Annotated in this window: 25 protein-coding genes; 21 read left to right on the forward strand and 4 right to left on the reverse strand. The window is 36.8% G+C overall.

Features of this window, described 5'->3' with window-relative positions; genetic code table 11:
- Window positions 1-402 precede the first annotated feature (402 nt).
- Complete coding sequence (locus G504_RS0114500) at window positions 403-1452, reverse strand: ferredoxin--NADP reductase (protein WP_026348600.1); 1050 nt, start codon at window positions 1450-1452, stop codon at window positions 403-405.
- A gap of 119 nt (window positions 1453-1571) precedes the next feature.
- Between G504_RS0114500 and G504_RS0114505 the strand changes: the two genes are divergently transcribed.
- From G504_RS0114505 to G504_RS0114595, 19 genes are all read left to right on the forward strand, one after another.
- The gene (locus G504_RS0114505) at window positions 1572-3044 is read left to right on the forward strand and encodes a DUF5687 family protein (RefSeq protein WP_019670918.1); all 1473 of its coding nucleotides are present in this window, start codon (window positions 1572-1574) and stop codon (window positions 3042-3044) included.
- Window positions 3045-3060: 16 nt separating this feature from the next.
- Entirely contained in the window at window positions 3061-3756 is a 696-nt protein-coding gene (locus G504_RS0114510) for an ABC transporter ATP-binding protein (RefSeq protein ID WP_019670919.1), read from the forward strand.
- 174 nt (window positions 3757-3930) lie between these two features.
- Window positions 3931-6492, forward strand: a complete 2562-nt coding sequence (gene porW, locus G504_RS0114515) for a type IX secretion system periplasmic lipoprotein PorW/SprE (RefSeq protein WP_019670920.1) — start codon at window positions 3931-3933, stop codon at window positions 6490-6492.
- Window positions 6493-6497: 5 nt separating this feature from the next.
- On the forward strand, window positions 6498-6989 hold the full coding sequence (locus G504_RS18815; protein ID WP_019670921.1) for a bactofilin family protein: 492 nt from the start codon (window positions 6498-6500) through the stop codon (window positions 6987-6989).
- A gap of 167 nt (window positions 6990-7156) precedes the next feature.
- A complete protein-coding gene (locus G504_RS0114525) occupies window positions 7157-7372 on the forward strand; it encodes an AtpZ/AtpI family protein (protein WP_019670922.1) in 216 nt (71 codons plus the stop codon).
- Window position 7373: 1 nt separating this feature from the next.
- Entirely contained in the window at window positions 7374-7766 is a 393-nt protein-coding gene (locus G504_RS18820; RefSeq protein ID WP_019670923.1) for a hypothetical protein, read from the forward strand.
- Between the two features lie 110 nt (window positions 7767-7876).
- Complete coding sequence (gene atpB, locus G504_RS0114535) at window positions 7877-8989, forward strand: F0F1 ATP synthase subunit A (protein WP_019670924.1); 1113 nt, start codon at window positions 7877-7879, stop codon at window positions 8987-8989.
- A gap of 31 nt (window positions 8990-9020) precedes the next feature.
- On the forward strand, window positions 9021-9221 hold the full coding sequence (gene atpE, locus G504_RS0114540) for an ATP synthase F0 subunit C (protein WP_019670925.1): 201 nt from the start codon (window positions 9021-9023) through the stop codon (window positions 9219-9221).
- Window positions 9222-9303: 82 nt separating this feature from the next.
- A complete protein-coding gene (locus G504_RS0114545) occupies window positions 9304-9804 on the forward strand; it encodes a F0F1 ATP synthase subunit B (protein WP_019670926.1) in 501 nt (166 codons plus the stop codon).
- Between the two features lie 4 nt (window positions 9805-9808).
- Complete coding sequence (atpH, locus tag G504_RS0114550) at window positions 9809-10348, forward strand: ATP synthase F1 subunit delta (RefSeq protein ID WP_019670927.1); 540 nt, start codon at window positions 9809-9811, stop codon at window positions 10346-10348.
- 59 nt (window positions 10349-10407) lie between these two features.
- Window positions 10408-11988, forward strand: a complete 1581-nt coding sequence (gene atpA, locus G504_RS0114555; protein ID WP_019670928.1) for a F0F1 ATP synthase subunit alpha — start codon at window positions 10408-10410, stop codon at window positions 11986-11988.
- Window positions 11989-12011: 23 nt separating this feature from the next.
- On the forward strand, window positions 12012-12872 hold the full coding sequence (gene atpG, locus G504_RS0114560; protein WP_019670929.1) for an ATP synthase F1 subunit gamma: 861 nt from the start codon (window positions 12012-12014) through the stop codon (window positions 12870-12872).
- A gap of 149 nt (window positions 12873-13021) precedes the next feature.
- On the forward strand, window positions 13022-13537 hold the full coding sequence (locus G504_RS0114565; protein WP_019670930.1) for a hypothetical protein: 516 nt from the start codon (window positions 13022-13024) through the stop codon (window positions 13535-13537).
- A 66-nt stretch (window positions 13538-13603) separates the two neighbouring features.
- Window positions 13604-15088 (forward strand): oligosaccharide flippase family protein, encoded by a 1485-nt coding sequence (locus tag G504_RS0114570; RefSeq protein ID WP_026348601.1) that lies wholly within the window; start codon window positions 13604-13606, stop codon window positions 15086-15088.
- Window position 15089: 1 nt separating this feature from the next.
- On the forward strand, window positions 15090-15524 hold the full coding sequence (gene dut, locus G504_RS0114575; RefSeq protein ID WP_019670932.1) for a dUTP diphosphatase: 435 nt from the start codon (window positions 15090-15092) through the stop codon (window positions 15522-15524).
- Window positions 15525-15562: 38 nt separating this feature from the next.
- Entirely contained in the window at window positions 15563-16480 is a 918-nt protein-coding gene (locus G504_RS0114580; protein ID WP_019670933.1) for a tetratricopeptide repeat protein, read from the forward strand.
- A gap of 4 nt (window positions 16481-16484) precedes the next feature.
- Window positions 16485-17270: a DUF4292 domain-containing protein gene (locus G504_RS0114585; RefSeq protein ID WP_026348602.1), complete on the forward strand. Its 786-nt coding sequence runs from the start codon at window positions 16485-16487 to the stop codon at window positions 17268-17270.
- Between the two features lies 1 nt (window position 17271).
- A complete protein-coding gene (locus tag G504_RS0114590; protein ID WP_019670935.1) occupies window positions 17272-18501 on the forward strand; it encodes a murein hydrolase activator EnvC family protein in 1230 nt (409 codons plus the stop codon).
- Window positions 18502-18513: 12 nt separating this feature from the next.
- Window positions 18514-19350, forward strand: coding sequence for an aldo/keto reductase (locus tag G504_RS0114595; RefSeq protein ID WP_019670936.1), 837 nt, complete (start codon window positions 18514-18516; stop codon window positions 19348-19350).
- A 12-nt stretch (window positions 19351-19362) separates the two neighbouring features.
- Here the strand turns inward: G504_RS0114595 and G504_RS0114600 are convergent, their stop codons facing one another.
- Both G504_RS0114600 and G504_RS0114605 read right to left on the reverse strand, forming a co-directional pair.
- Complete coding sequence (locus G504_RS0114600) at window positions 19363-19878, reverse strand: acyl-CoA thioesterase (RefSeq protein WP_019670937.1); 516 nt, start codon at window positions 19876-19878, stop codon at window positions 19363-19365.
- A 53-nt stretch (window positions 19879-19931) separates the two neighbouring features.
- The gene (locus G504_RS0114605; RefSeq protein WP_019670938.1) at window positions 19932-20879 is read right to left on the reverse strand and encodes an HU domain-containing protein; all 948 of its coding nucleotides are present in this window, start codon (window positions 20877-20879) and stop codon (window positions 19932-19934) included.
- Between the two features lie 105 nt (window positions 20880-20984).
- On the opposite strand from G504_RS0114605, the gene dprA reads away from it, so the two are divergent.
- Window positions 20985-22088: a DNA-processing protein DprA gene (dprA, locus tag G504_RS0114610; RefSeq protein WP_019670939.1), complete on the forward strand. Its 1104-nt coding sequence runs from the start codon at window positions 20985-20987 to the stop codon at window positions 22086-22088.
- 160 nt (window positions 22089-22248) lie between these two features.
- On the opposite strand, the gene trpS is transcribed toward dprA, so the two are convergent.
- Window positions 22249-23217: a tryptophan--tRNA ligase gene (gene trpS, locus G504_RS0114620; protein WP_019670941.1), complete on the reverse strand. Its 969-nt coding sequence runs from the start codon at window positions 23215-23217 to the stop codon at window positions 22249-22251.
- 69 nt (window positions 23218-23286) lie between these two features.
- Here trpS and G504_RS0114625 point away from each other — a divergent pair, with 69 nt between their 5' ends.
- Entirely contained in the window at window positions 23287-24027 is a 741-nt protein-coding gene (locus G504_RS0114625) for a lysophospholipid acyltransferase family protein (protein WP_019670942.1), read from the forward strand.
- Window positions 24028-24093: the final 66 nt, after the last annotated feature.

Genomic DNA, 24093 nt, shown 5'->3' on the forward strand with positions numbered 1-24093 from the left:
TCGACGAATGGCATTTTACTGAATTTTTAAGGTTTATGAGCCTCAGGTCTGGCTAAAAAACCCAAAATGAAAGTACCAATTAACATAATCTAATGATTCCTGACATGTTTTTTTACGCACTTAGTTACTAATTCAATCCTTTTTGGATTTAAAATATCCCAATAGGATTGTCTTAAATAACCAGGCTACCCAAAATAAAGTAAACAAACTATTTGGTCTCTAATAGGACGGGAAAAATAACGGATAAAAACGATTGTTAAGGTTTTTTAACCAAACTTCCGGATTAAATGCATTTTAGTTGAACAACTATTGCATTTAATACGCATTGACAAACCACCTGGTTTCTATAATGCAGGTTTAGCTGATCTGATTTTAAACTAAAAATACAATACAATATAGCTATTAGACATCATCATAGTCTACTTTCAACGTTGCCGTTACCGGATGGGCCTGACAAGTAAGAATAAGTCCTTCTGCAATCTCACTATCCGTAAGGATCTGGTTTTTATCCATTTTTGCTTCACCTTCGGTAATCCTTGCAATACACGTACTACAAACTCCCCCCTGACAAGAATATGGGGCATCTATATCTTCATCCAGGACAGCATCTAAAATTGTAGATTTTTTATCCATGCTAAAGGAGTAAACTTCATCCTCCAACAACACTTCTACTGTTGTTATACCTTCAGTCGTTATAGTTTCGGCAGCATCGTTCTCCGTTGTAGTAAAAAGTTCAAAATAGACAGAACCCTCAGCTATTCCATTCGCTTTTAGTGTGTTCCTCGTAAGATTGATCATATCCTCAGGGCCACATAAGTAGAATGTATTGAACCTGGTTTCTTTAAATTTATTTTTAAGGACAAAATTTATTACAGAGGCATCTATTCTCCCAAACAAGGAGTCATCTTCCCTGGCCCTGCTATAAACAAACTGAACTGCAAAGCGGTCTTTATAGTCATTTTGGAGTTCCAATATTTCATCGAGGAACATAGTTTCAGATTTATTTTTATTTCCATAGACCAATAAAAATGTATTTTCCGGGTGGCTTTTCAAAACTGTTCTGGCTATGCTCATTATAGGTGTAATGCCACTACCTGCAGCAACAGCACATATATTTTCCTGCTGAGGAGAATTTTTGTAAATAAATCGCCCTTCCGGAGGCATAACCAACAATTGGTCTCCTTCCCTGAGTGAGGTATTCGCATATGATGAAAAGCGTCCTTCCGGCACTTTTTTGATACCTATTGTAATATGCTTGTCTTCCGGACTTGAGGAAATGGAATAAGCCCGCCTGACTTCCTCTCCATTTATTTCATGTTTAATGGTTATATATTGCCCCGCCTCAAAAGCAAATACATTTTCCAGTTCTTTAGGAATAGCGAAACTCACGGCGACTGAGTTAGGGGTTAATCTGGATATTTTGTTTATTGTAAGGGAATAAAAGTCACTCATAATAAAAAATTTGTGCAAAATTAAGGATTGCATTGGATTAATAATGAGAAATTAACTTCTCTTTGTAACAAATAATAAATTTGAGGTACTAACTTTTTGAACGAAAAATACCAGCCTTCATGTTCAAACACTTTTTTAAACTGCAATGGAAGTCATTTTTCAGGGCAGCTTCTTTTAAAACAAACCTGGTTTTTAAGATCCTGATGATTTTTGGGGCTTTGTATTTTATAGTTGTATTTCTGGCATTAGGGGTTGGGTCTTATTTTATTATTGAGAAAAATGGGTTGGGAGACCCATTATTGTTTGTCAATAAGTATATCATTTATTACCTGGTAATGGATGTTTATATCCGGTATATGCTTCAAAAAATGCCTGTTTTAAACATCAAACCTTTGCTTTATTTACCTTTTAATAAAAGCCAGGTGGTTTACTTTTCTCTTGGGAAAACAATCTTTTCATTCTTTAATTGGGCTCATGCTTTTTTCTTTGTGCCATTTTCCATTGTACTCATTATTGAGGGATATAATCCATTAGGGGTAATAGGATGGCATTTGGGAATCATGGCCTTGTTTTATTGTAATAATTTCATCAACATTATGATGAATAATAAAGACAGTATTTTTTATCCCTTAGTTGCAATTCTGGCAATTTTGGGAATTTGTCAGTATTATGAATGGTTTGATATCACTGTCTACTCTTCACCCGTTTTCAATATGTTTTATGATATACCCTGGACTGCGATTATTCCCTGGGCTGCCTTAATCGGCCTTTACTATGGAGCATTTAACTATTTTAAGAATAATATGTATCTGGATGCCGGTTTGGCCACAAAGCATGCAATCGCAAAATCTGAAGATTATACCTGGCTCAATCGGTTTGGAAACTTAGGAACTTTTCTAAAAAACGACATTAAACTAATAAAGAGGAATAAAAGGTCTAAAACCACGGTAATCATGAGTTTTATATTTCTTTTTTATGGACTATTGTTTTTTACAAATAGTATTGAGGCCTATGACAACCCTGTTTGGAAAATTTTTGCGGGCATCTTCGTTTCCGGAGGTTTCTTATTTAGTTTTGGACAGTTTGTACCCAGCTGGGATAGTTCTTATTACCCCCTTATGATGAGTCAGAACATACAATACAAAGAATATCTTTCTTCTAAATGGTATTTGATTATAATAGCGACAATAATCAGTACAATCCTATCTGTGTTTTATCTCTATTTTGGCTGGGATGCTTATTTGGCGGTAATCGTAGGAGCAATCTACAATATTGGCGTAAACTCTTATCTGGTATTATGGGGAGGGGCGTATATAAAGACTCCGATTGATTTAACTTCTAACAAGAAAGCTTTCGGGGATAAGCAGGCATTCAATGTAAAAACACTCCTTCTGACATTACCAAAATTAATATTACCCATTGCAATATATGGGTTGGGCCATTACCTTATTAATCCAACTGCGGGATACCTGTTTGTAGCGCTTACCGGAATATTGGGCTTTGCTTTTAAGAATTTGGTGTTCAGAAAGATTGAAAAAGTGTATAAAAAAGAAAAATATAAAACCCTTTTGGCTTATAAACAGAAAGCCTGAAAATTTATAAATAGAAATGATTTACTCACAAAATCTAACTAAAGTATACGGAGGTAAGACCGTTTTAAATATCGAAAGCTTAGAGATACCCAAAGGGCAGAGTTTTGGTCTGGTAGGGAATAATGGGGCAGGGAAGACTACTTTTTTCAGTTTGCTTTTAGACCTGATTCAACCAACAACAGGTAAAGTAATCAATAATGAAATACAGGTAAATATTAGTGAAGCATGGAAACCCTTTACCTCGGCATTTATAGACGAGACTTTTCTGATCGGATACCTAACCCCTGAAGAGTATTTCTATTTTATCGGGGAATTAAGAGGGCAATCTAAAAAAGATGTGGATGAACTTCTTACCGGCTTTGAGGATTTCTTTCATGGGGAGATTTTAGGGCAAAAAAAGTATTTGCGGGATTTATCAAAGGGGAATCAGAAAAAAGTGGGTATAGTAGCTTCTTTTATCGGAGAACCTCAGGTCATAATCCTGGACGAACCTTTTGCCAATTTAGACCCCACTACACAAATAAGACTCAAATCAATTATAAAAAAACTGGGACAAGACAGGGAAGTAACCGTATTAGTTTCGAGCCATGATCTCATACATGTAACGGAAGTTTGCGAACGCATTGTGGTATTAAATAATGGGGAAATAGTCAAAGATATTCAGACCTCCACAGAAACATTAAAGGAACTTGAGTTGTTTTTTAGTAGCTAAGGGTATCAGATTTCTAACCTTGTGTTTTTTCTATTCTTTCCAGTTTATTTTTGGATAAATATTATTCTGTTATAGCTTTTTGAACGTAGATACCTATTTATCCTCCCTTTTCCTGTACAAAAAGATAATAATCTGAATGTTTTTAAGTTAAGATTACATAGAATACCAACAATTTTGAGGCTACGTATAAAATTTATCCTGGCTGGTGTTCTTGGGGGCATACTTTTTAACGCTTGTTCTACCAAGAAAGACACTTTTGTAAACCGCAATTGGCATGCGGTGAATACCAAGTACAATGTCTTGTACAATGGCAATATTGCATTTGAGGAAGGTAGAGAGGCACTCAATATATCATATCTGGATAACTATTGGGAAGTGCTACCCGTTGAGCGCTTACAGGTTAAGGATGAAATAAAACTCGATTCTGAAAACAACAATCCAAACTTTGTGATTGCTGAGGAAAAAGCTACAAAAGCTATTCAAAAGCACAGTATGGATATAAAAGATGAAGAGCGTAATCCACAAACAGATGAAGCCTTCCTCCTTTTGGGTAAAGCAAGATACTTTGACCAACGCTACATACCTGCTATAGAAGCATTTAATTATATCTTAAGGAAATATACTCAAAGTGATAAGTTAAACGAAGCGACAATATGGAGAGAAAAAACCAATATTAGGCTGAATAACGAGGAACTGGCGCTTAAAAATTTAAAAACCCTTCTTAAGTACGAACAGCTTAGCGATCAGGAATATGCAGACACTCATGCAATGATGGCGCAGGCGTATATCAACCTGAAGGTTCCGGATACGGCTATTCAGGAATTAAAAATAGCTTCGGCCTATACTAAGAAGATTCCTGAGAAAGGCAGGTATTATTTTATTATAGGGCAACTATTTAATGAGTTGGGATATAGGGATAGTGCAAATTACGCCTTTGAAAAAATTATTGACTTAAAAAGGAAATCCCCAAGGGTGTATATGATTAATGCCCATTTACACCAAATTCAAAATACTGATATAACTGAGGCAAATAAGGAAGAACTTCTTGAAGAACTGGTTGATCTTGAGGAGAACAGGGAAAACAGGCCATTTTTGGATAAGATATACAATCAGAAGGCTGAATATTATATGGCCATTGGGTCAGACAGTCTGGGCATAGCATATTTTAATAAGTCTTTAAGGGCAACTCAAAATTCACCCCAGTTAAATGCTCTCAATTATGAAAATCTTGCAGAATATAACTTTGATCAGAATGAATACCAAAATGCAGGGAATTATTATGATAGTGTATTAACGAACTTACCAGAGAATACTAAGAAATTCAGGACTATTAAGAAGAAACAGGATAATCTGGAAGATGTTATTAAATATGAGAATGTTGTTCAATACGCAGATAGCGTAATAACACTGTTTAATCTTCCAAAAATTGATCAATTGGCATTTTTTGAAGATTATATTGCCAAATTGAAGCTAGCCGAGGAAGAAGAAGCACAAAAAAAGGAAAACCGGGCTAATGCGGGTTTTGCGGCTTTCGCTGAAACAAAGGGTGGGAAACAAAATAAGGGAAAATTTTACTTTTATAATATTACAAGCCTTGGTTATGGCAAAAACGACTTTAAAACCAATTGGGGTGAACGGGTTTTGGAGGATGACTGGCGTTGGAGTAATAAAAATACATCCAGGTTAGTAGAGGGTGTCGGAGATCCTCTCATTGCTGATGGGGCTAATGGCCGGCAAGGAGAAATTTCAGAAGAGCAAAAATATTCGGTAGAATATTATTTAGATCAGATACCAACAGATAGCTCAATTATTGACAGCCTTAAAATTGAAAGAAATTTTGCAAACTACCAGCTTGGACTAATTTATAAAGAGAAATTTAAGGAAAACCTTTTAGCAGCTGGAAAATTGGAAAGGGTATTGAAATCAGACCCGGAGGAAAGGTTGGTACTTCCATCCATGTATAATTTGTATAAGATATATGAGGAGTCCGGCAGTCCGCTTGCCGAAAGCATGAAACAAGATATTATACGGAGCTATCCCGATTCCAGATATGCCGAAATATTGGTAAATCCCCAGGCAATTTTGGCAGGCTCAGCAGATAGCCCTGATGCCAGATATGCCCAACTGTATAAACTATATGAAAATCAGGAGTATTTAAAGGTTATTACAGGGGCTGAAGCCAATATAAATTTGTACACCGGGGACCCTATTGTGCCCAAATTTGAAATGCTAAAGGCCAATGCCATAGGCAGGCTCCAGGGCTTCAACGACTTCAAGGAAGCACTTAATTATGTAGCCCTGAACTATCCGAATAATCCTGAAGGTAAAAAGGCCCAACAAATAATTGCCGAACAATTACCCAAATTAGAACCCAAGGACTTTTCATTAGAAATCGATTCAAAGGGAACAGCTAATTGGAAGGTTATCTTTCCGTTTAAAAGGCAGAACGACGAGAAGGCAATGGAACTAAAAAATTTATTGGAGAAATCCATTGCAGATTTGGAATATAAAAATCTGGTTTCAAAAGATATTTATGACCTGGAGACGGAATTTATAGTCGTTCATGGATTCAGATCTAAGGATTACGCATTAGGATATGTTGAACTACTAAATAAAAACAGGGATTACCGGATTGCTAATGAGAATTTCGTAATTTTATCTTCTAACTATAAAATCATACAAGTACATAAAAACTTACAAGATTATTTAAATCAAGTTTTAACCCCAAAACCATAAACAAGATGTTTTCTGATAACAAAAAACCTAAAACTATGAACGAAACAGGAGGACAACCCAACAGAATTGAAAAGAACACCAGAATTAAAGGTGATATTATATCTGAAGCTGATTTTAGGATAGACGGCAAATTAGATGGAAATTTAAAGACTTCCGGTAAGGTAGTAATTGGAAAAGACGGATACATTCACGGCAAAGTAGAATGTGTTAATGCTGATATTGAAGGAAGTTTTAACGGAGAGCTTCAGGTATCCAATTTATTGGCATTAAAAGCGTCTGCCGTTATTGAAGGTACAGTTACCGTTGCTAAACTGGCTGTTGAACCCGGAGCAACATTTAACGCATCTTGTACAATGAAAGGCAAGGGCGGTATTGGCTCTTCAGATACAAGTAAGACTACAGCAGCAAGTAGTTCTGGGAATAAGAGCTCAGAAATATATAAGTCTGGTGTTGCCAGCGAGTCGGGTAGCAAAAATGAACCCGCCAAAGTTTCCTGATCATTTAATACCATTTTGTTTGAATTAAACCCGGGCTGACTGCATTGGGGTTTATCTGGCTTATTCGATACTTCTTTAGGTCAGTAGTTTCATATAAATACTTCAATCTTATAGTCAGGGCAATTACATTTTCGGTATTTTTATACTTTAAAAAATATCTCAATAAAATGGCTAAAGGGAAAAAGCAAGCCAAATACTGGCTAAGTCTTACAGGAATTGCCGTTCAAATGGGAGTTATTATATATCTGGGAGCCAGATTAGGTCAATGGCTGGATATGAAGTATCTGGACGAAAAAAACACCTACACCATAATTCTTACTTTATTTGCTGTGGCCATTTCAATGTATTTGGTGATACAGCAAACGAAGAAATTAAATTCCTGATTTGAATAAACAAATAATCATTTTCACAAGCCAGTTGCTTGCTGCAATTTTATTTGCAGGAGTGCTTCACACATTATTTTTATTGGTCCGTAACCTGGAATTCGATTTCACGCTGCTACTTCTCGGTTATCTAATAAATTTTGCAATGGCTTTGGGGATATATTCCACGCTGCTTTATTTTGCGGAGAGGAAAAACAAGAATCTTGGTTTTTTATTTATGTTCGGGAGCACTTTAAAATTTGTTATCTACTTCCTGGTTTTTGATCCAATTTTTTTGTTGGACAGTAAACTCACAAAACTCGAATTTTTTATTTTTTTTATACCCTATTTTACTTGTCTCATCGTAGAGACTTTTTCACTTATAAAACTCTTGCGGGAAATAGATCAGCTATAGAATGGCTAACACTGATTTTCAGGGGAAAATAAAACTCTAAATGCTTTTTTCTTTTTAAGAGAATAGCTTACATTTGCACGGATTTTTAGAGACCCATTTTTATAAGTGATATGCGAAATCCTCTTTTGGTAAACTTCATACTGGTTTGTACTTTATTCTTCAACGCAACCATTTTCGCTAAGGAGTCGGAGATGAGTAGTGATGAAACCAAAACCGACCTGAAAACAGAAATAGACGAATACATACAGCATCACCTTAAGGATTCTCATGATTTTTCCTTGTTTTCCTATACCGATAGCGATGGCATTCTGCATCACGTTGGTTTTCCATTGCCTGTTATTCTATGGGATGATGGTTTAGTGGTATTTTCATCTTCCAGATTTCATCATGGTGAAGAGGTAGCAAAAGCAGATGAAAATCATTATAAATTATACCACGGAAAAATTTATAAAACTGATGCGACCGGAACGATAACTTATGATTCTGAACATCATGCGTCCAATATAAAGCCTTTAGATTTTTCGATTACTAAAAGCGTCATGATGATCCTGATCACTGGTCTTTTAATGTTCCTTTTATTCAGAGGCCTGGCAAAATCGTATTCCAAAAACAGAGGGATAGCAAAAGGGGTTGGACGATTCTTTGAACCAGTAATTATATACATAAGAGACGATATAGCCATAGCCACAATAGGAGAAAAAAAGTATCAGAAATACATGCCTTTTCTGCTTACCATATTCTTCTTTATATGGTTTCTTAATATGTTTGGATTAACTCCACTAGGCGTTAACGTAACCGGAAACATTGCCATTACAACGGCATTGGCAATTCTCACGTTTTTGATTACCAACTTTACCGGAACAAAAACCTATTGGAAGCATTTGTTTGATCCGCTGGGGAACTCAATGCCATGGTATGCTAAAATTCCCCTTTATGTAATATTAATTCCTATTGAAGTTTTAGGAATATTTATCAAGCCATTTTCATTATTGATTCGTTTGTATGCTAACATGCAGGCGGGACATATTGTTATTATGAGTTTAATTGGGCTTATGTTCCTGTTTAAAAACTGGATTGGAAGTTCGTTATCCTTTGGACTCGCGTTTGCTATTTCTTTAATAGAAATATTAGTGGCATTATTACAGGCTTATATTTTTACAATGTTGTCGGCCTTGTATTTTGGGTTTGCTTCTGAGGAGCATGAGCATGCAGAAGCACATTAATTTGAATGTTTAATTTTTAATTATATATACTATGACAATTCCAAGAATTGTAGGAGCAGGATTAATTGTAATCGGCGTAGGAGTGGGTATCGGCAGAATCGGTGGCCAGGCTATGGAAGCGATTGCACGTCAACCTGAAGCTTACGGAAAAATTCAAACGGCGATGCTTATTGTTGCGGCGCTTATTGAAGGTATTGGTTTTGCTGCATTGTTTGCAACTGCAGAAAACTAGAAAAATAACCAATGGTAGTAACGGTTGGTTACTACCATTGGTTTAATTCAAAAATTGAACAATTAAGATTTAATACTATAGTATGGAGAAATTAATAGAAGATTTTTCGTTGGGCTTGTTCTTTTGGCAAACTTTGTTGTTTCTGGCATTGGTTTTTTTATTGTGGAAGTATGCATGGAAACCAATCCTGAATGCAATAAGTGATAGAGAAGAAGGAATTAGAAATGCATTGGATGCAGCTGAAGAAGCCAAAAAAGAAATGCAGAATGTAACGGCAGATAACGAGAAATTATTAAAGGAAGCAAGGACAGAACGTGAAAACCTTTTAAAAGAAGCAAGAGAGATAAAGGAAAAAATTGTCACGGATGCAAAAGAATTGGCTCAGGCTGAAGGCGATAAATTAATTAAGCAGGCAAAAGCTACTATTGAAAGTGAGAAAAAAGCTGCTGTTGCAGATATTAAAAATCAGGTAGCTGAACTCTCTGTTGAAATTGCTGAGAAAGTAATCAAAGAACAACTGTCCAATAAAGAAAAACAGTTGAAATTGGTTGATGACATGCTAGGGGATATTAAATTGAATTAATTAAATGAACGAATCAAGAGCAGCCTTACGTTACGCAAAAGCAACATTAAATCTTGCAGTAGAACAAAAAGCTACAGATGCAATTGATCGTGATATGCGGTCGATAGTTCAAACTATTTCTGATAGCAATGAATTAAAGGAAATGCTTGCAAGCCCTATTCTTGAAGGTTCGTCAAAGAAGGAAGTTCTGCTAACACTCTTTAAGAATTTCAATGAGATCACTAAAGAAGTTTTTTCTTTACTGGTTTCTAAAAAAAGAATCGACCTCTTATATGAGGTTGCTTCTAAATACATTGCGCTTAATGACGATTTAAAGGGAGAAAATGTTGCTCTGGTTACCACAGCAGTTCCATTAACTCCATCTTTAGAAAAGAAGATTCTTTCTCAAATTGGAAAAATAACAAAGAATAAAATCACTTTGGAAAATCAAATTGATGAAAGCATAATAGGAGGCTTTATATTACGCATTGGGGATTTGCAATACAATGCAAGTATTTCCAATAAATTAAATAGTCTGAAAAGAGAATTTACAAATAGTATTTAAATAGAAATTACCAATATAAAAGGAGTGATTTCCTTTTAATCATCTTAGATCTGAAAAAAATGGCAGGAGTAAAAGCCGCAGAAGTATCTGCAATCTTAAAAAAACAATTATCTGGATTTGAAGCCAAAGCTTCATTAGATGAAATAGGAACTGTTTTACAAATTGGTGACGGAATTGCCAGAGTTTATGGCCTTTCCAATGCCGAATATGGTGAATTAGTTGAATTTGAAGGCGGTTTGGAAGGAATTGTTCTGAATCTTGAAGAAGATAATGTTGGAGTTGTATTGCTGGCACCATCAAGAGAAATTAAAGAAGGTGCTACTGTAAAACGTACGCAGCGTATTGCCTCGATTAAAGTAGGAGAAGGTATTGTAGGGCGTGTGGTAAACACACTTGGCATTCCTATAGATGGAAAAGGGGCCATTTCCGGAGACCTTTATGAAATGCCTTTAGAGCGCAAGGCACCAGGGGTAATATTCCGACAACCGGTATACGAACCATTGCAGACTGGTGTTAAAGCTATAGACGCTATGATACCTGTAGGAAGAGGTCAGCGGGAATTGGTTATTGGTGACCGTCAGACTGGTAAGACAACAGTTTGTATAGATACAATCATAAATCAGAAAGAATTTTATGATGCAGGAGAACCTGTCTACTGCATATATGTAGCCATTGGGCAAAAGGCCTCAACTGTTGCTGCAATTGCAAAAACACTGGAAGATAGGGGCGCTTTAGCATATACAACAATTGTTGCAGCCAATGCTTCTGAACCTGCCCCAATGCAGGTTTATGCACCTTTTGCTGGTGCAGCTATCGGAGAATATTTTAGAGATACAGGTCGCCCGGCATTGATTATTTATGATGACCTTTCCAAACAGGCTGTGGCATATCGTGAAGTATCACTTTTATTAAGAAGACCACCGGGACGTGAAGCTTACCCGGGGGATGTTTTCTATTTGCATTCAAGGTTATTGGAACGCGCAGCCAAAGTTATAGATGATGATTCCATCGCAAAGAATATGAACGATTTACCAGAGGTTTTGAAACCTATGGTAAAAGGTGGGGGATCATTAACGGCCCTGCCAATTATTGAAACTCAGGCGGGAGATGTATCCGCTTATATTCCTACCAACGTTATTTCGATTACAGATGGGCAAATATTTCTTGAACAGGATTTATTTAATCAAGGTGTGCGTCCGGCTATTAATGTTGGGATATCCGTATCTCGAGTTGGAGGGAATGCACAGATTAAGTCAATGAAGAAAGTAGCGGGGACATTAAAACTGGACCAGGCACAATACAGGGAGTTAGAGGCATTTTCCAAATTTGGATCTGACCTGGATGCGGCTACTTTAAACGTAATTGAAAAGGGGAGACGCAATGTGGAAATTTTAAAGCAGGCGCAGGCAGACCCATTCACAGTTGAAGATCAGATAGCTATTATTTATGCAGGATCCAAAAATTTATTAAAAAATGTTCCTGTAGACAAGGTAAAGGAGTTTGAAAAGGACTTTTTAGAATTTTTAAATGCTAAGCACAGAGACGTGCTGGACACATTGAAAGCCGGGAAATTAACGGATGAGGTGATGGATACCTTAACCTCTGTATGTCAAGATCTGGCTGGGAAATATCAAGGCTAATCTCTGAACTCACAATTTAAAAAATGGCAAATTTAAAGGAAATACGAAATAGAATAGTATCGGTATCCTCCACCATGCAGATTACAAGTGCCATGAAGATGGTATCTGCTGCCAAGCTTAAAAAAGCTCAGGATGCCATTACTGCAATGCGTCCTTATGCCAATAAGCTTTCAGAATTGTTACAAAATTTCAGTGGAAGTATAGATGGTGAAACAGGGAGTAAATATACCGACAAACGAGATGTCAAAAACGTCCTGATCGTGGCTATAACCTCTAACAGGGGACTATGTGGGGCATTTAACACCAATATAATTAAGCACTGCCTGTCAATGGAGAAAGATCATTATATGGGCCAGCAGGTAGATTTTATATCAATAGGGAAGAAAGCGCATGACCTTATTGGGAAAAGACATAATGTTATTTCTGACCATAGCGAAATCTATGATGAACTGAATTTTAATAATGCAGCAGAAATAGCGGAAGAATTAATGCAATTATATACTAAAGGAACCTACGATAAAATTGAAATAGTATATAATAAATTCAAAAATGCCGCTACACAAATAGTCACTACAGAACAATTTCTGCCAATTGTGCCTATGGAGCAGGACTCAAGCACATCTGCAGATTATATATTTGAGCCGGCAAAGGCGGCCATTGTTGAACAACTTATTCCTAAATCTCTGAAAACCCAGTTATTCAAGGCAATAAGAGACTCATTCGCCAGTGAACATGGCGCAAGAATGACTGCAATGCACAAGGCTACTGATAATGCCACAGAATTAAGGGATCAGCTAAAACTAACATATAATCAGGCCCGCCAGGCAGCGATTACCAATGAAATCCTTGAAATAGTAGGCGGAGCTGAGGCATTAAATAATTAATGATTTTCAAAAGAACTAATTGGAACTACAATACCGGTCCCGCTTCATGCGGGATTTTTTATTGGTAATAACTTCATAATAGCTTACCTGACTTTTTTGGCACCAGATTTGGTTTCATATCTTTACTAATGCATAAATAAATAAGAATTATGAAAATTGCATCAATATTAATAGTTACTATTTTCAGTCTTTATGGATGCTCTTCCCAGAAGAAATATACCATGGCACCTCCTTTCAGCATAAATAATCCATCATATCAGAAATATGTGGGAGGCAGGGAAGAAAGCGGAACAGGTTTTATTTTGCAATTCCCGGTTGATATAGAGGTGGGTAATGACATAGAATTTTTGGAAGTCTTTTTCAGGGGTCATGTATTGCCGGCAGCAATGGAAGAAGATGGGGAGAAACTATACATTATCTGCAATTACCAGGATATCCCCAAGGTTAAAAAACCGGATATTATAATGCATTCAGACCCTAAAAAAGAAGTGGGAAACCAACCGCCGGGATCTATAAGTAAAGAAAATCAGGATTTTCCATTTGAATTGAAAGAAGATGAAGCGGTTATCAGTTATAAAAATGCCGCTGCAGATCCTAAAAAAAGGAAAATTGTCTTTTTCAAAATTACAGGAATAAAGACGAAACCTTCTCTCATATACAAGTGAACATAAAATAACAGACTTTGTTCCATGGGTTTAAATACCTAAATTTAAGCGCAAATCTATAAGCCATTGAGTTTATTTAAAAAACTTTTTAAGCAAACATTCATTTATGGTTTGGCTACAGTATTACCTCGTATGCTGTCCTTTATTTTGGTTCCAATTTATACCAAGGTTATGCCACCGGGATCCTATGGAGAGGTGACTTTAATTTTTTCCTGGTTTGCAATTTTCAATGTGTTCCTCGCTTACGGCATGGAAACTGGTTTTTTTAGATTTTTCAACGGAGAAGATGACAAGAATAAAGTAGTTACCACCTCATTGGTTTCTTTATTAGTTAGTACAGTCTTATTTACACTCTTCGCATTACTGTTTCAATATCAACTGACAGAATTGTTGAATATTGAACAGCGCTATATTAAGTATGTAATTTTTATCCTTGCATTAGATGCTCTGGCAATCATTCCATTCGCCTGGTTGCGCGCAAATGAAAGACCCATGCGCTACGCTATGGTTAAAACCGTAAATGTAGCTGTAAATTTAGGGTTGAATATATTTTTCCTGCTTTTATTGCCCGGCCTTTCAGATGCGAATCCTGAAAGCTTGTTAAACGCCATATATATTCCCGATTTTGAAATATCATACATTTTTATTTCAAATTTGATCGCCAGCGGCCTTACACTTTTAATGATGGGTAGTCTATACCTTAACAGAACCTATTCTTTTGACAAGGCTTTATGGCTTAAGATGATAAAATATGGTATACCGGTCATGATTGCAGGAATAGCCTTTACAATAAATGAAGTTTTTGATAGAATATTACTTGCTGAATTATTACCTCAGGATATAGCCAAAAGTGAAATGGGTAAATATTCTGCATGCTACAAACTGGCACTTTTCATGACACTTTTTGCTACTGCCTTTCGCCTTGGGATAGAACCCTTTTTCTTTAGCCACTCCTCCTCAGAAAACCCCCAACGTGCCTATGCCCAGATTACCAACTATTTTGTTGTTTTGGGCAGCGTAATATTATTAGCCGTTGTAGTATTTGCAGATGTCTTAAAAGTCATTTTTATCAGAGACCAGGCATATTGGGAGGCAATGCCAATAGTGCCCGTAATAGTTTTAGCGAGTTTTTGTCTCGGAATCTACCACAATCTTTCAGTTTGGTATAAAGTTACGGACAGGACCAGATTTGGAGCTTATATTTCTATTGTAGGAGCATTAATTACAATCGGCATAAACTATTTCTTTATTCCTGAATGGGGATACTATGCTTCCGCCTATGCCACACTTGCAGCCTATGGAAGCATGATGATCATCTCTTATATGTTTGGCAGGAAATACTACCCTATACCCTATAACTTTAGAAAAATAATTTTTTATCTGGGATTATCAATCCTTTTGGCAATAGTTTCTTTTTACGTATTTAACAGAAATTTGATAATTGGCAGTGCTTTGCTTTTAGTATTTTTAATCATTCTTTATAAAATGGAAAGTGAAGTGCTTAAAAGAATATTTTTAGGTGGAATAAAAGGAAAAGATAAGAGTGTTTAAAATGAAAATAAAAATTATCAATAAATCAGATCATGCAATACCGGGATATGAAACTCCAGCTTCTGCCGGGATGGATCTTAGGGCTAATATATCAGAATCAATTACCTTACAACCATTAGAAAGAGCTGTGGTTAAAACAGGGCTATTTGTGGAAATTCCTGTTGGGTATGAAGCACAGGTTCGTCCGCGAAGCGGTTTGGCCGCTAAGAAAGGAATTACAGTGCTCAATGCCCCTGGAACAGTTGATGCGGATTACAGAGGAGAAATTGGCGTGATTCTTGTTAATTTATCCAATGAAGAATTTACCGTTGTCAATGGGGAGCGCATTGCTCAGTTAGTGATCTGTGCTCATGAACGAGCCGAATGGATTGAAACGGAAAGTTTAACTGAAACCACAAGGGGAGCAGGTGGTTTTGGAAGTACGGGAACAAAATAAGAATAATCTTCTTTTTGGGATTTATGTAGTCTGATCATATGAACATTAGGGTTAAATATATAATTTATATTTTGGGGATATTTATTTTCTCTCAGTTAAACTATGCCCAGGAGGAAGAGAGCGCGGAAGTTTTTTTGGAAGATTATACCGATGAATTTCAGGAAGCATTTTTTGAGGCTTTAAAGCAGAAGGGAATAGAAAACTATGATAGGGCTATTAACCTTTTTCTTGAATGTAAAAGGCTGGATAGTACAAGCAATGTAGTTGATTTTGAACTGGCTAATGCTTATTTAGCGAATAAACAACCCATAATTGCTCTGCAATATGGCATTGATGCATTAAATTCCATGCCCGAGAACTATTGGTATTTAAATGTTGTTGTGGAGATAATGGAGAAGCAGGGGAATTCAATTGAGTCAATCAAAGATCAAATTGCTTTTGATAATGAGAAATTGAGAGAAAACCTGGCTGTAATTTACTTTCAAAAAAGGAAATTTCAGGAGTCTTTACATATTCTAAACGAAATGAAAGACTCTTCCTTCAAAAATTCACTTTCACTTAAGATCGAAGATTCTTTAAATCGGATTAAAAATGTTGATGAAATAAAGCAACCGACTTTGGTTGAAACAACGGATCTTAGTCCCCTTTTACAGTATAAAAAGGAAATTGGCGAATTAATACGAAATAAGAATTATTCTTCGCTGGTTAGTAAAGCAGAAGAAGCTCTGGAAGAATTTCCTTCTCAGCCCTATTTTTATTTCGCAAAGGGAATGGGTCTGAATAGAAGTGGAAAGCAGAAAGAGGCAACAGGTGAATTGGAAACTGCGCTTGATTTTCTTATAGATGATAACGAATTGGGCAATGACATATACAAAGAGTTAGCCAATGCTTATACAACTTTGGGGAATTCATCAAAGGCAAATATGTATCTTAGTAAAATCAAATCCGGCTCCTGACTTAATGAAATGTAATACCTACAGATCGAAAAGATGGATCATAATTACCTTTTTGGCAATGCTTTCTTTTTCATGCAAAACAAGTAAGATAGTTTCAGCTGGCAAAGTAGATGAAAGGCTTACGACCAAGGCAATAATCAAAAATCATTATAAAAATCAATTAGAATTCAAAACCGTAAGCGGCAGAATGAAAGTTGCTTATAATGATGGTGGAGCCGTTCAAAGTTTTAATGTTAGCCTTAGAGTTGAAAAGGACAAGGCAATATGGATGAGCGCACCTTTGGGTGTTGTAAAGGCTTTAATCACCCCTAAAAGGGTGACTTTCTATAATAAACTTCAGAATGAGTACTTTGATGGAGACTTTGGCTATTTGAGCAAGTTGTTGGGAACGGAATTAGATTTTAACAAAGTACAGAATCTATTATTCGGGGAAGCATTATTTGATTTGCGGACGGAGAAGTATATTTCCCTTGCTGCAGAAGAATACTATGAGCTTAAGCCCAAAAATATGGGGGATCTGTTCAAAACACTTTTCCTGATTGAACCAAAGAATTTTAAAATTGCTACACAGCAATTATCTCAGCCATGGAATAACAGGCTAATGGAGATTTATTACAAATCGTATCAGGAAAAGAATAACCGGATCTTACCTGAAGAAATTCAGATTATAGCAATTGATAGTGATCATACCACCAATATTGACATAGAATTTAAGAATATTGAGTTTAATAGAACGTTGAATTTTCCCTATAAAATCCCTAAAGGATTCGAAGAAATAGTTTTGAAATAAAATGAGAATTGCAAAGCAATATTCTGCATATATACTATTTGTTTTTTTAGTACAGCTGGGTTCAATTGCATATGGGCAAACCAATGAACAAAAAGCATTGGAAACCAGGCGCGAACAGCTTTTAAAGGAAATTGAAGACATAAACAGGCTGTTATTTGCTGAAAAAAAGCAAAAAGGGACTGTTCTGGATCAAATGGAAGTTCTTGATCAGAAGATTAATGTAAGACAGCAATTGATCCGTGTTACAAACCAGCAAGCCAACCTTCTTAGCAGGCAAATAAATGCCAATATCAGAAATATATCAAAGCTTCGTGAAGACCTGGAAGCTTTGAAAGAAGAGTATGCCAAAATGATCCAAAAATCATATCAGAATAGATCCCAACAAAGCAGGCTGATGTTTCTCCTATCTTCAGAAAACTTTTATCAGGCGTTCAAAAGATTACAATACATGAAACAATACACTCAATTCAGGAAAGAGCAGGGAGAGGATATTGTCAGGAAAACGGAAGAACTAACTCAATTAAATAACGACTTAACTAACCAAAGGAAGGAAAAGGAGGTTTTGTTGGCCGATAATTTAAAAGCCAAAGGCGAATTGATGGGGGAGATAAAAGCACAGAAAGAACTTTTAAAGTCTATAAGGCAGAATGAGAGTAAATATGCCTCGGCGATTAAGAATAAAAGGCAGGAAGCACGAAAAATTGAGCAACAAATAGAACGACTGATCCGAAGTGCAATAGCAGCCTCAAACAAGAAGGCAGGAAAAAGCGGAACATCAAATAAGTTTGTTTTAACACCGGAAGCCACATTGGTAGCAAATAACTTTTCTGCAAATAAGGGAAAACTTATATGGCCGGTTGAAAAAGGAATTAAGCAGCAGGGTTTTGGCATCTATAAAGATGCAGTATATCCTGGGATTAAACATCAGAGTAATGGCGTAATCATTGCGACAGACGAAGGGGCCAGGGCACGGGCTGTTTTTGAAGGTGAAGTTATTGCTATCCTGGCTGTGCCAGGTGGAAATAAGGGAGTTCAGATTAAACATGGGAACTTTATAAGCACCTATTACAACCTTTCCAATTTATATGTGAAAAAAGGTGATAAAGTAAGCCTGAAAGAAGAGTTAGGAGAAATATATACTAATCGGTATAATGGGTTAACACAATTAAAATTTTACCTCTACAGGGATGCTACAAGATTAAATCCTGAGGAATGGATTTATCGACTTTAACATAAATAAAATATGAACTCGATTACAGATATTAAAGGCACTTTTAGATTGCATAACGGAGTTAGAATGCCCTATTTTGGTTTAGGTGTTTACCTTTCTGAAGATGGGCAAGAAGTTATAAACGCAGTTAAATGGTCATTAGAGACCGGATATCGTCATATAGATACCGCCTCCGTGTATGACAATGAAAAAGGGGTCGGAGCCGGGATCAGGGAAAGCGATGTGCCAAGGGAAGATATATTTGTAGTGAGTAAAGTATGGAACTCTGACCAGGGTTTTGAAAAAACCTTAAATGCTTTTGACCAAAGCCTTGACAGGCTGGGTCTGGATTACCTGGATCTTTATTTGGTGCACTGGCCGGTTTCTGGAAAATATAAAGATACCTGGAAAGCCATAGAATATCTTTACGAGCAAAAGCGAGTTAGAGCCATTGGCGTAAGTAACTTCATGCAGCATCACCTGGAGGATTTGCTAAATACGGCAAAGATAGTACCCATGGTAAATCAGATGGAATTTCACCCGTATTTGGTACAACAGGACCTATTGGACTTTTGTGTGGCCAGGAATATTCAATATGAAGCCTGGTCTCCAATGATGCAAGGCAGAATTTTTGGAATCGATACGTTCAATGAACTCGCGGCTAAATACAATAAAACCAGTGCTCAAATAGTGCTGCGATGGAACTTACAAAAAGGAGTCATAACCATACCTAAATCGTCAAAACGCGATAGAATCGTGGCAAATTCAGAAATTTTCGATTTTGAATTAAGTCCCGAAGATGTAGCTAATTTGGATAGCTTAGATAAAAGTCAGCGCTTTGGCCCGGATCCAAACAACTTCGATTTCTAACAAAAAATCAATTTAGTCTTTAACAAATAATGCACGGAGCTCCGTAGCCTCATTTGGCTTCATTTTGCCTGCAAGAACCAAACTAAGCTGCTTTCTCCTTAGGGCCCCCTCAAAGCGTTCGGACTCAAGAGCTGTTTCCGGGATTATTGGCGGGACTTCAGTTGGCTTGCCGGTTTCGTCTACCGCTACAAAGGTATAAATGGCTTCATTGGCTTTTGTTCTTTCCCCGCTAAACCTATCTTCCATCCAGACATCAATATATACTTCCATGGATGTTCTGAAGGTTCGGGATATTTTCGCTTCAACAGTTACTACACTTCCAAGGGGCACAGAACGATTAAAAGCAACATGATTGACAGATGCTGTTACCGTAATGCGGCGGCTGTGTCTTCTCGCTGCTATACTTGCCGCCCTGTCCATTCGCGCCAATAATTCACCGCCAAAAAGGTTATTTAGTGGATTAGTTTCGCTGGGCAAAACCATATCCGTCATAATAGTTCTTGAATCACTGGGTTTTTTTGGCTGCATCTTATTTTTTTTCCAAAGATACGCAGCAATTGTATTGAAGAAAAAGAAAGAAACTATTTTGTAGACAACATCCAGGCGTCCTGTGATTCTTTGCTCTTTATTCGCTTTAGAACAATTAGAGCTTCTTCAGGGTCTTCGTAACTTGCGAAGGTAACCTGGTGCAAGCCATAGCTATTAACACCAAGATATCTTGCTTCATAGCCCTTTTTGCGCAATTGTAGAACCTTTTTATCGGCATTTTCCTTTATTCTGAAGGCTCCTGCAATTATGTGGTGATTCCCTGTTATTGTCTTCTTGGTTACATTGAGCGTGAGTTCAGGCAATTCAAGGGGCTTTGAGTTAAAGAATGTCGCTTCCTGAATATTTTTGGAAACAAGGGTTTGCGCTTCCTCCAGAACAATTTGTTTTTTGTTAAGCATTTCACCGTAAAACCTGTAAGCAGTCATACCCGTTGAAAAGGCCAGTAAGAGTATCGCGGCATATTTCAAATAAGGCCTGAATGAACTTCTTTTCCTCTGTTCGGGCGTAATAATAAATGGAATCTTTTCTTCTAATTCCTCTACCTGTTCCTTAAGGACTTCACGCGTAACAACAGGTGAAACAAATGAGGAAAGGCCGAACGAGGAGGTAAGGTAATTTACTTCGTCTGAAGGTTGAAACTGTAATTTGCCTTCCCTGTTTAACCATAATTCGCCAATGGATGATATTTTCAGCCTTTCTCCTGAATGCAATTGTTTCTTCCAGGTCTTTGCAACATCAAGGGTATGTTTCAGCATCTCCTCATACGACTTGTTTTCAGCATTGGCCATGTATGAAACCAATAAACCGTCATTTGAGGATAACTGTTCATTAAAAGATATTCGTTTTGAAGGCGGGTAAAAGGTATTGGTACTCTTATAAATAGATGCAGATTTCATTTGAGTTAAAAACGCACCAAAATCAGGAACTACAACACAGTTGTAACGATATAAAAGTTGTTGAATGTAGTGCTCAATTCCCATAAATACAAAGATGAAAAAAAATTAGAGGGGTTCAAACCAGACAAGAGAATTTTTTATTAACATAATATTTTATGTAATTTGTGAATAACTAAAAATATTTTATAAATGACTAAGGATGAGTTGATTGCAGTTCTAAGGTTGCAAAATATCCCTAATATCGGTGATATAACGGCTAAAAAGCTGATCACTCATTGTGGTAGTCCAATTGCAGTTTTTACAGATAAAATGAAGCATCTGGAAAAAATTGAAGGAATTGGGCGTGTAATACTAAGAGGCCTCCAGAATAAAAAATACCTTCATGCTGCAGAAATGGAATATGAATTTATCCTTAAGAATAATATTTCCTGTTCATATTTCCTGGATGTGGATTACCCCAAATATCTAAAACACTGTGTTGATGCTCCAATATTACTATTCAAAAGGGGCAATATGCAACTTGAGAATAAAAAAATAATTAGCATAGTCGGCACACGAAATAGCACAAGTTATGGCAGGGCATTCTGTGAAGAATTCATAGAAAATATAGCACCATTAGATCCTGTAATAATAAGTGGATTTGCCTATGGAATTGATATTTGCGCTCAGCGGGCGGCTATCAAATACGGGCTTCAGACTATTGCGTGCGTGGCACATGGTTTAAATCAAATTTATCCAAAAACGCACCTTAAATATGTTGATGAAATTTGTAAGAATGGCGGGTTTTTGACTGAATTCTGGAGCACAAGCAACCCGGACCGGGAGAATTTTCTAAAAAGGAATAGAATTATTGCAGGTATTAGTGAGGCAACAATTGTCATTGAGTCTGCAGAAAAGGGAGGTAGCCTTGTAACAGCGGATATGGCGAATAATTATAATCGGGATGTATTTGCTGTGCCGGGTCGGGTCAGGGATAAATACAGTCTGGGATGCAATAATCTAATTAAAGGGCAAAGGGCACATATGCTTACTTCAGCAGCTGATCTTATTTACTTGATGAATTGGCAATTGGAAGAATCAGTATCAGCTCCGGTGCAAAAGCAACTTTTCGTGGAATTGGATGAAAATGAGAAAATAATTTACTCTTTTTTACGGAAAGATGGGCGTCAATTGGTAGATCAAATTGCCTTGGAATGTCATTTGCCTGTATTTAAAACAGTATCCAGTCTTTTGACCATGGAACTTAAAGGAATGATAAGGCCTTTGCCCGGAAAACAGTATGAAGCTATTTAATTTTAATCAGACCGGGTAGTTTGTTTATCTGAAATTTAGGATGCTGAAACCCAATAATTAGAGCGTTTATCGATAAAATGTACTTATAGGCCATAGGTTAAACGAATTGGCTTATGGACAAAAAGTTATATTACAAACCAGGTAGTCAGTAATAAGAAAATTAGTATCCTACCTTATTCCTGACTCTTTCAAGAACTGAATTGGCCACTTTTCCAGCTTTTTCTGCTCCAATTAACAGTGCTTCATCTACTTCATTAAGGTGGTTCATATAATAATCGAATTTCTCTCTGGGAGATTTAAACTTTTCAATAATTAATTCGTAAAGTGCCTGTTTGGCATGCCCATAACCATAATTTCCGTTTAAGTAGTTCGACCGCATTTCGGAGATCTGCGCATCAGAGGCTAAAATATTATATAAAGAAAAAGTAGTATCTGTCTCCGGGTCTTTGGGATCCTCCAGTGATGTACTGTCCGTAATTATACTCATCACTTGTTTGCGGAGTTTTTTATCGGGTTGAAATATATTAATTAGATTGCCTTTACTTTTGCTCATTTTTTCCCCATCGGTCCCCGGAATATACATAGTATCTTTTTGAACCTGTGCCTCCGGCATTACGAAAGTCTCACCCATTTGAGCCTCAAAACGCCCTGCAACATCACGCGTCATCTCTATATGTTGGAGCTGATCTTTGCCTACCGGCACAATATTGGCATCATATAATAAAATATCCGCAGCCATTAACATAGGATAGGCAAATAAACCTGCATTGACATCCCCCAGCCTGTCGGCTTTGTCTTTGAATGAATGGGCCAGCGTAAGTCGTTGATAAGGATAAAAGCAGCTTAAATACCATGCAAGCTCAGTTACCTGCGGAACATCGCTCTGTCTGTAAAATACAGTGCTTTCAACGTCGAGCCCGAAAGCTAACCATGTGGCGGCAGTTGCATAGGTGTTATGCCTTAACTCATCACCATTCTTAATTTGGGTAAGCGAATGCATATCGGCAATAAATAGAAAGGAATCATTTTCATGTTCTTTTGCCATATCGATTGCAGGGATAATCGCTCCAAGTATATTACCCAGGTGTGGTGTTCCTGTACTTTGTATGCCAGTTAAAATTCTTGCCATTTAGTTAATATTACGTAGGCAAAAGTAAAAGAAATACGATTACCCTGCTAAAATTGTTACTTTTGATTTATGCGCTTACTTCTGCAAAAATTGGGGCTGGTTCTTTATCGTATTTGGTTTTATATCCTGGTAAGCTTACCAATTTTTATTTTTTTTCCAATACTTCTGATAACTACCCTATCCGACAGAACCTATGCACAATTTTTTTGGCTGGCTCGAAACATATGGGCAAATACTATTATTTACGGGATGTTCTGTTTTCCAAGAATATCCTATGAACAAAAGCTGGAAAGGGGTCAAAGTTATATGTTGGTTGCAAATCATACCAGTATGCTGGATATAATGATGATGTTAAAAACAAGTAAGAACCCCTTTGTTTTTGTTGGTAAGAAGGAACTGGTTAATATTCCTGTTTTCGGATTTTTTTATAAACGTGTTTGTATTCTGGTTGACAGGGAAGACAGCAGAAGCAGGAGTGCGGTTTACAGAAGGGCACAAAAAAGATTAAATCAAGGTCTTAGTATTTGCATTTTTCCGGAAGGGGGAGTGCCTGAGGAGCATATAATACTGGATGAATTTAAGGATGGGGCCTTTAAAATGGCAATAGCCCATGATATTCCGGTAGTTCCCATTACTTTTTATGACAATAAAAAGCGATTTCCATTCACGGTTTTTGGTGGTGGTCCCGGGATTGTGAGAGTAAAGGTCCATTCTTTCCATTATACAAAAGGACTAATGGAAAACCAGAAATCAGAATTGCGGAAGCAGGTGAGAACAGTAATTTTAAAAGAACTCTCAAGAGAGGCCTGATATCAGCAAAGAGAGGTGTTCACAATAGCATATACCAAAAGGTATAAATAAAAATAACTTCATTAT

Origin of the sequence: Eudoraea adriatica DSM 19308, assembly GCF_000382125.1 — a bacterium.
Taxonomy (GTDB): Bacteria; Bacteroidota; Bacteroidia; order Flavobacteriales; family Flavobacteriaceae; genus Eudoraea; species Eudoraea adriatica.

Bases quoted from the DNA above. Each gene is read 5' to 3' on its own strand.
- G504_RS0114565 (WP_019670930.1), top strand. From the start codon at position 13,022: ATGAAAATTGCATCAATATTAATAGTTACTATTTTCAGTCTTTATGGA.
- atpG (WP_019670929.1), top strand. From the start codon at position 12,012: ATGGCAAATTTAAAGGAAATACGAAATAGAATAGTATCGGTATCCTCC.
- G504_RS0114525 (WP_019670922.1), top strand. From the start codon at position 7,157: ATGGCTAAAGGGAAAAAGCAAGCCAAATACTGGCTAAGTCTTACAGGA.
- G504_RS0114625 (WP_019670942.1), top strand. From the start codon at position 23,287: ATGCGCTTACTTCTGCAAAAATTGGGGCTGGTTCTTTATCGTATTTGG.
- G504_RS0114585 (WP_026348602.1), top strand. From the start codon at position 16,485: ATGAAATGTAATACCTACAGATCGAAAAGATGGATCATAATTACCTTT.
- trpS (WP_019670941.1), bottom strand. From the start codon at position 23,217: ATGGCAAGAATTTTAACTGGCATACAAAGTACAGGAACACCACACCTG.
- G504_RS0114505 (WP_019670918.1), top strand. From the start codon at position 1,572: ATGTTCAAACACTTTTTTAAACTGCAATGGAAGTCATTTTTCAGGGCA.
- G504_RS0114580 (WP_019670933.1), top strand. From the start codon at position 15,563: ATGAACATTAGGGTTAAATATATAATTTATATTTTGGGGATATTTATT.
- atpA (WP_019670928.1), top strand. From the start codon at position 10,408: ATGGCAGGAGTAAAAGCCGCAGAAGTATCTGCAATCTTAAAAAAACAA.
- atpE (WP_019670925.1), top strand. From the start codon at position 9,021: ATGACAATTCCAAGAATTGTAGGAGCAGGATTAATTGTAATCGGCGTA.
- atpB (WP_019670924.1), top strand. From the start codon at position 7,877: ATGCGAAATCCTCTTTTGGTAAACTTCATACTGGTTTGTACTTTATTC.
- G504_RS0114600 (WP_019670937.1), bottom strand. From the start codon at position 19,878: ATGCAGCCAAAAAAACCCAGTGATTCAAGAACTATTATGACGGATATG.
- G504_RS0114595 (WP_019670936.1), top strand. From the start codon at position 18,514: ATGAACTCGATTACAGATATTAAAGGCACTTTTAGATTGCATAACGGA.
- G504_RS0114545 (WP_019670926.1), top strand. From the start codon at position 9,304: ATGGAGAAATTAATAGAAGATTTTTCGTTGGGCTTGTTCTTTTGGCAA.
- dprA (WP_019670939.1), top strand. From the start codon at position 20,985: ATGACTAAGGATGAGTTGATTGCAGTTCTAAGGTTGCAAAATATCCCT.
- G504_RS0114605 (WP_019670938.1), bottom strand. From the start codon at position 20,879: ATGGGAATTGAGCACTACATTCAACAACTTTTATATCGTTACAACTGT.
- G504_RS0114510 (WP_019670919.1), top strand. From the start codon at position 3,061: ATGATTTACTCACAAAATCTAACTAAAGTATACGGAGGTAAGACCGTT.
- G504_RS0114590 (WP_019670935.1), top strand. From the start codon at position 17,272: ATGAGAATTGCAAAGCAATATTCTGCATATATACTATTTGTTTTTTTA.
- G504_RS0114500 (WP_026348600.1), bottom strand. From the start codon at position 1,452: ATGAGTGACTTTTATTCCCTTACAATAAACAAAATATCCAGATTAACC.
- G504_RS18815 (WP_019670921.1), top strand. From the start codon at position 6,498: ATGTTTTCTGATAACAAAAAACCTAAAACTATGAACGAAACAGGAGGA.
- atpH (WP_019670927.1), top strand. From the start codon at position 9,809: ATGAACGAATCAAGAGCAGCCTTACGTTACGCAAAAGCAACATTAAAT.
- dut (WP_019670932.1), top strand. From the start codon at position 15,090: ATGAAAATAAAAATTATCAATAAATCAGATCATGCAATACCGGGATAT.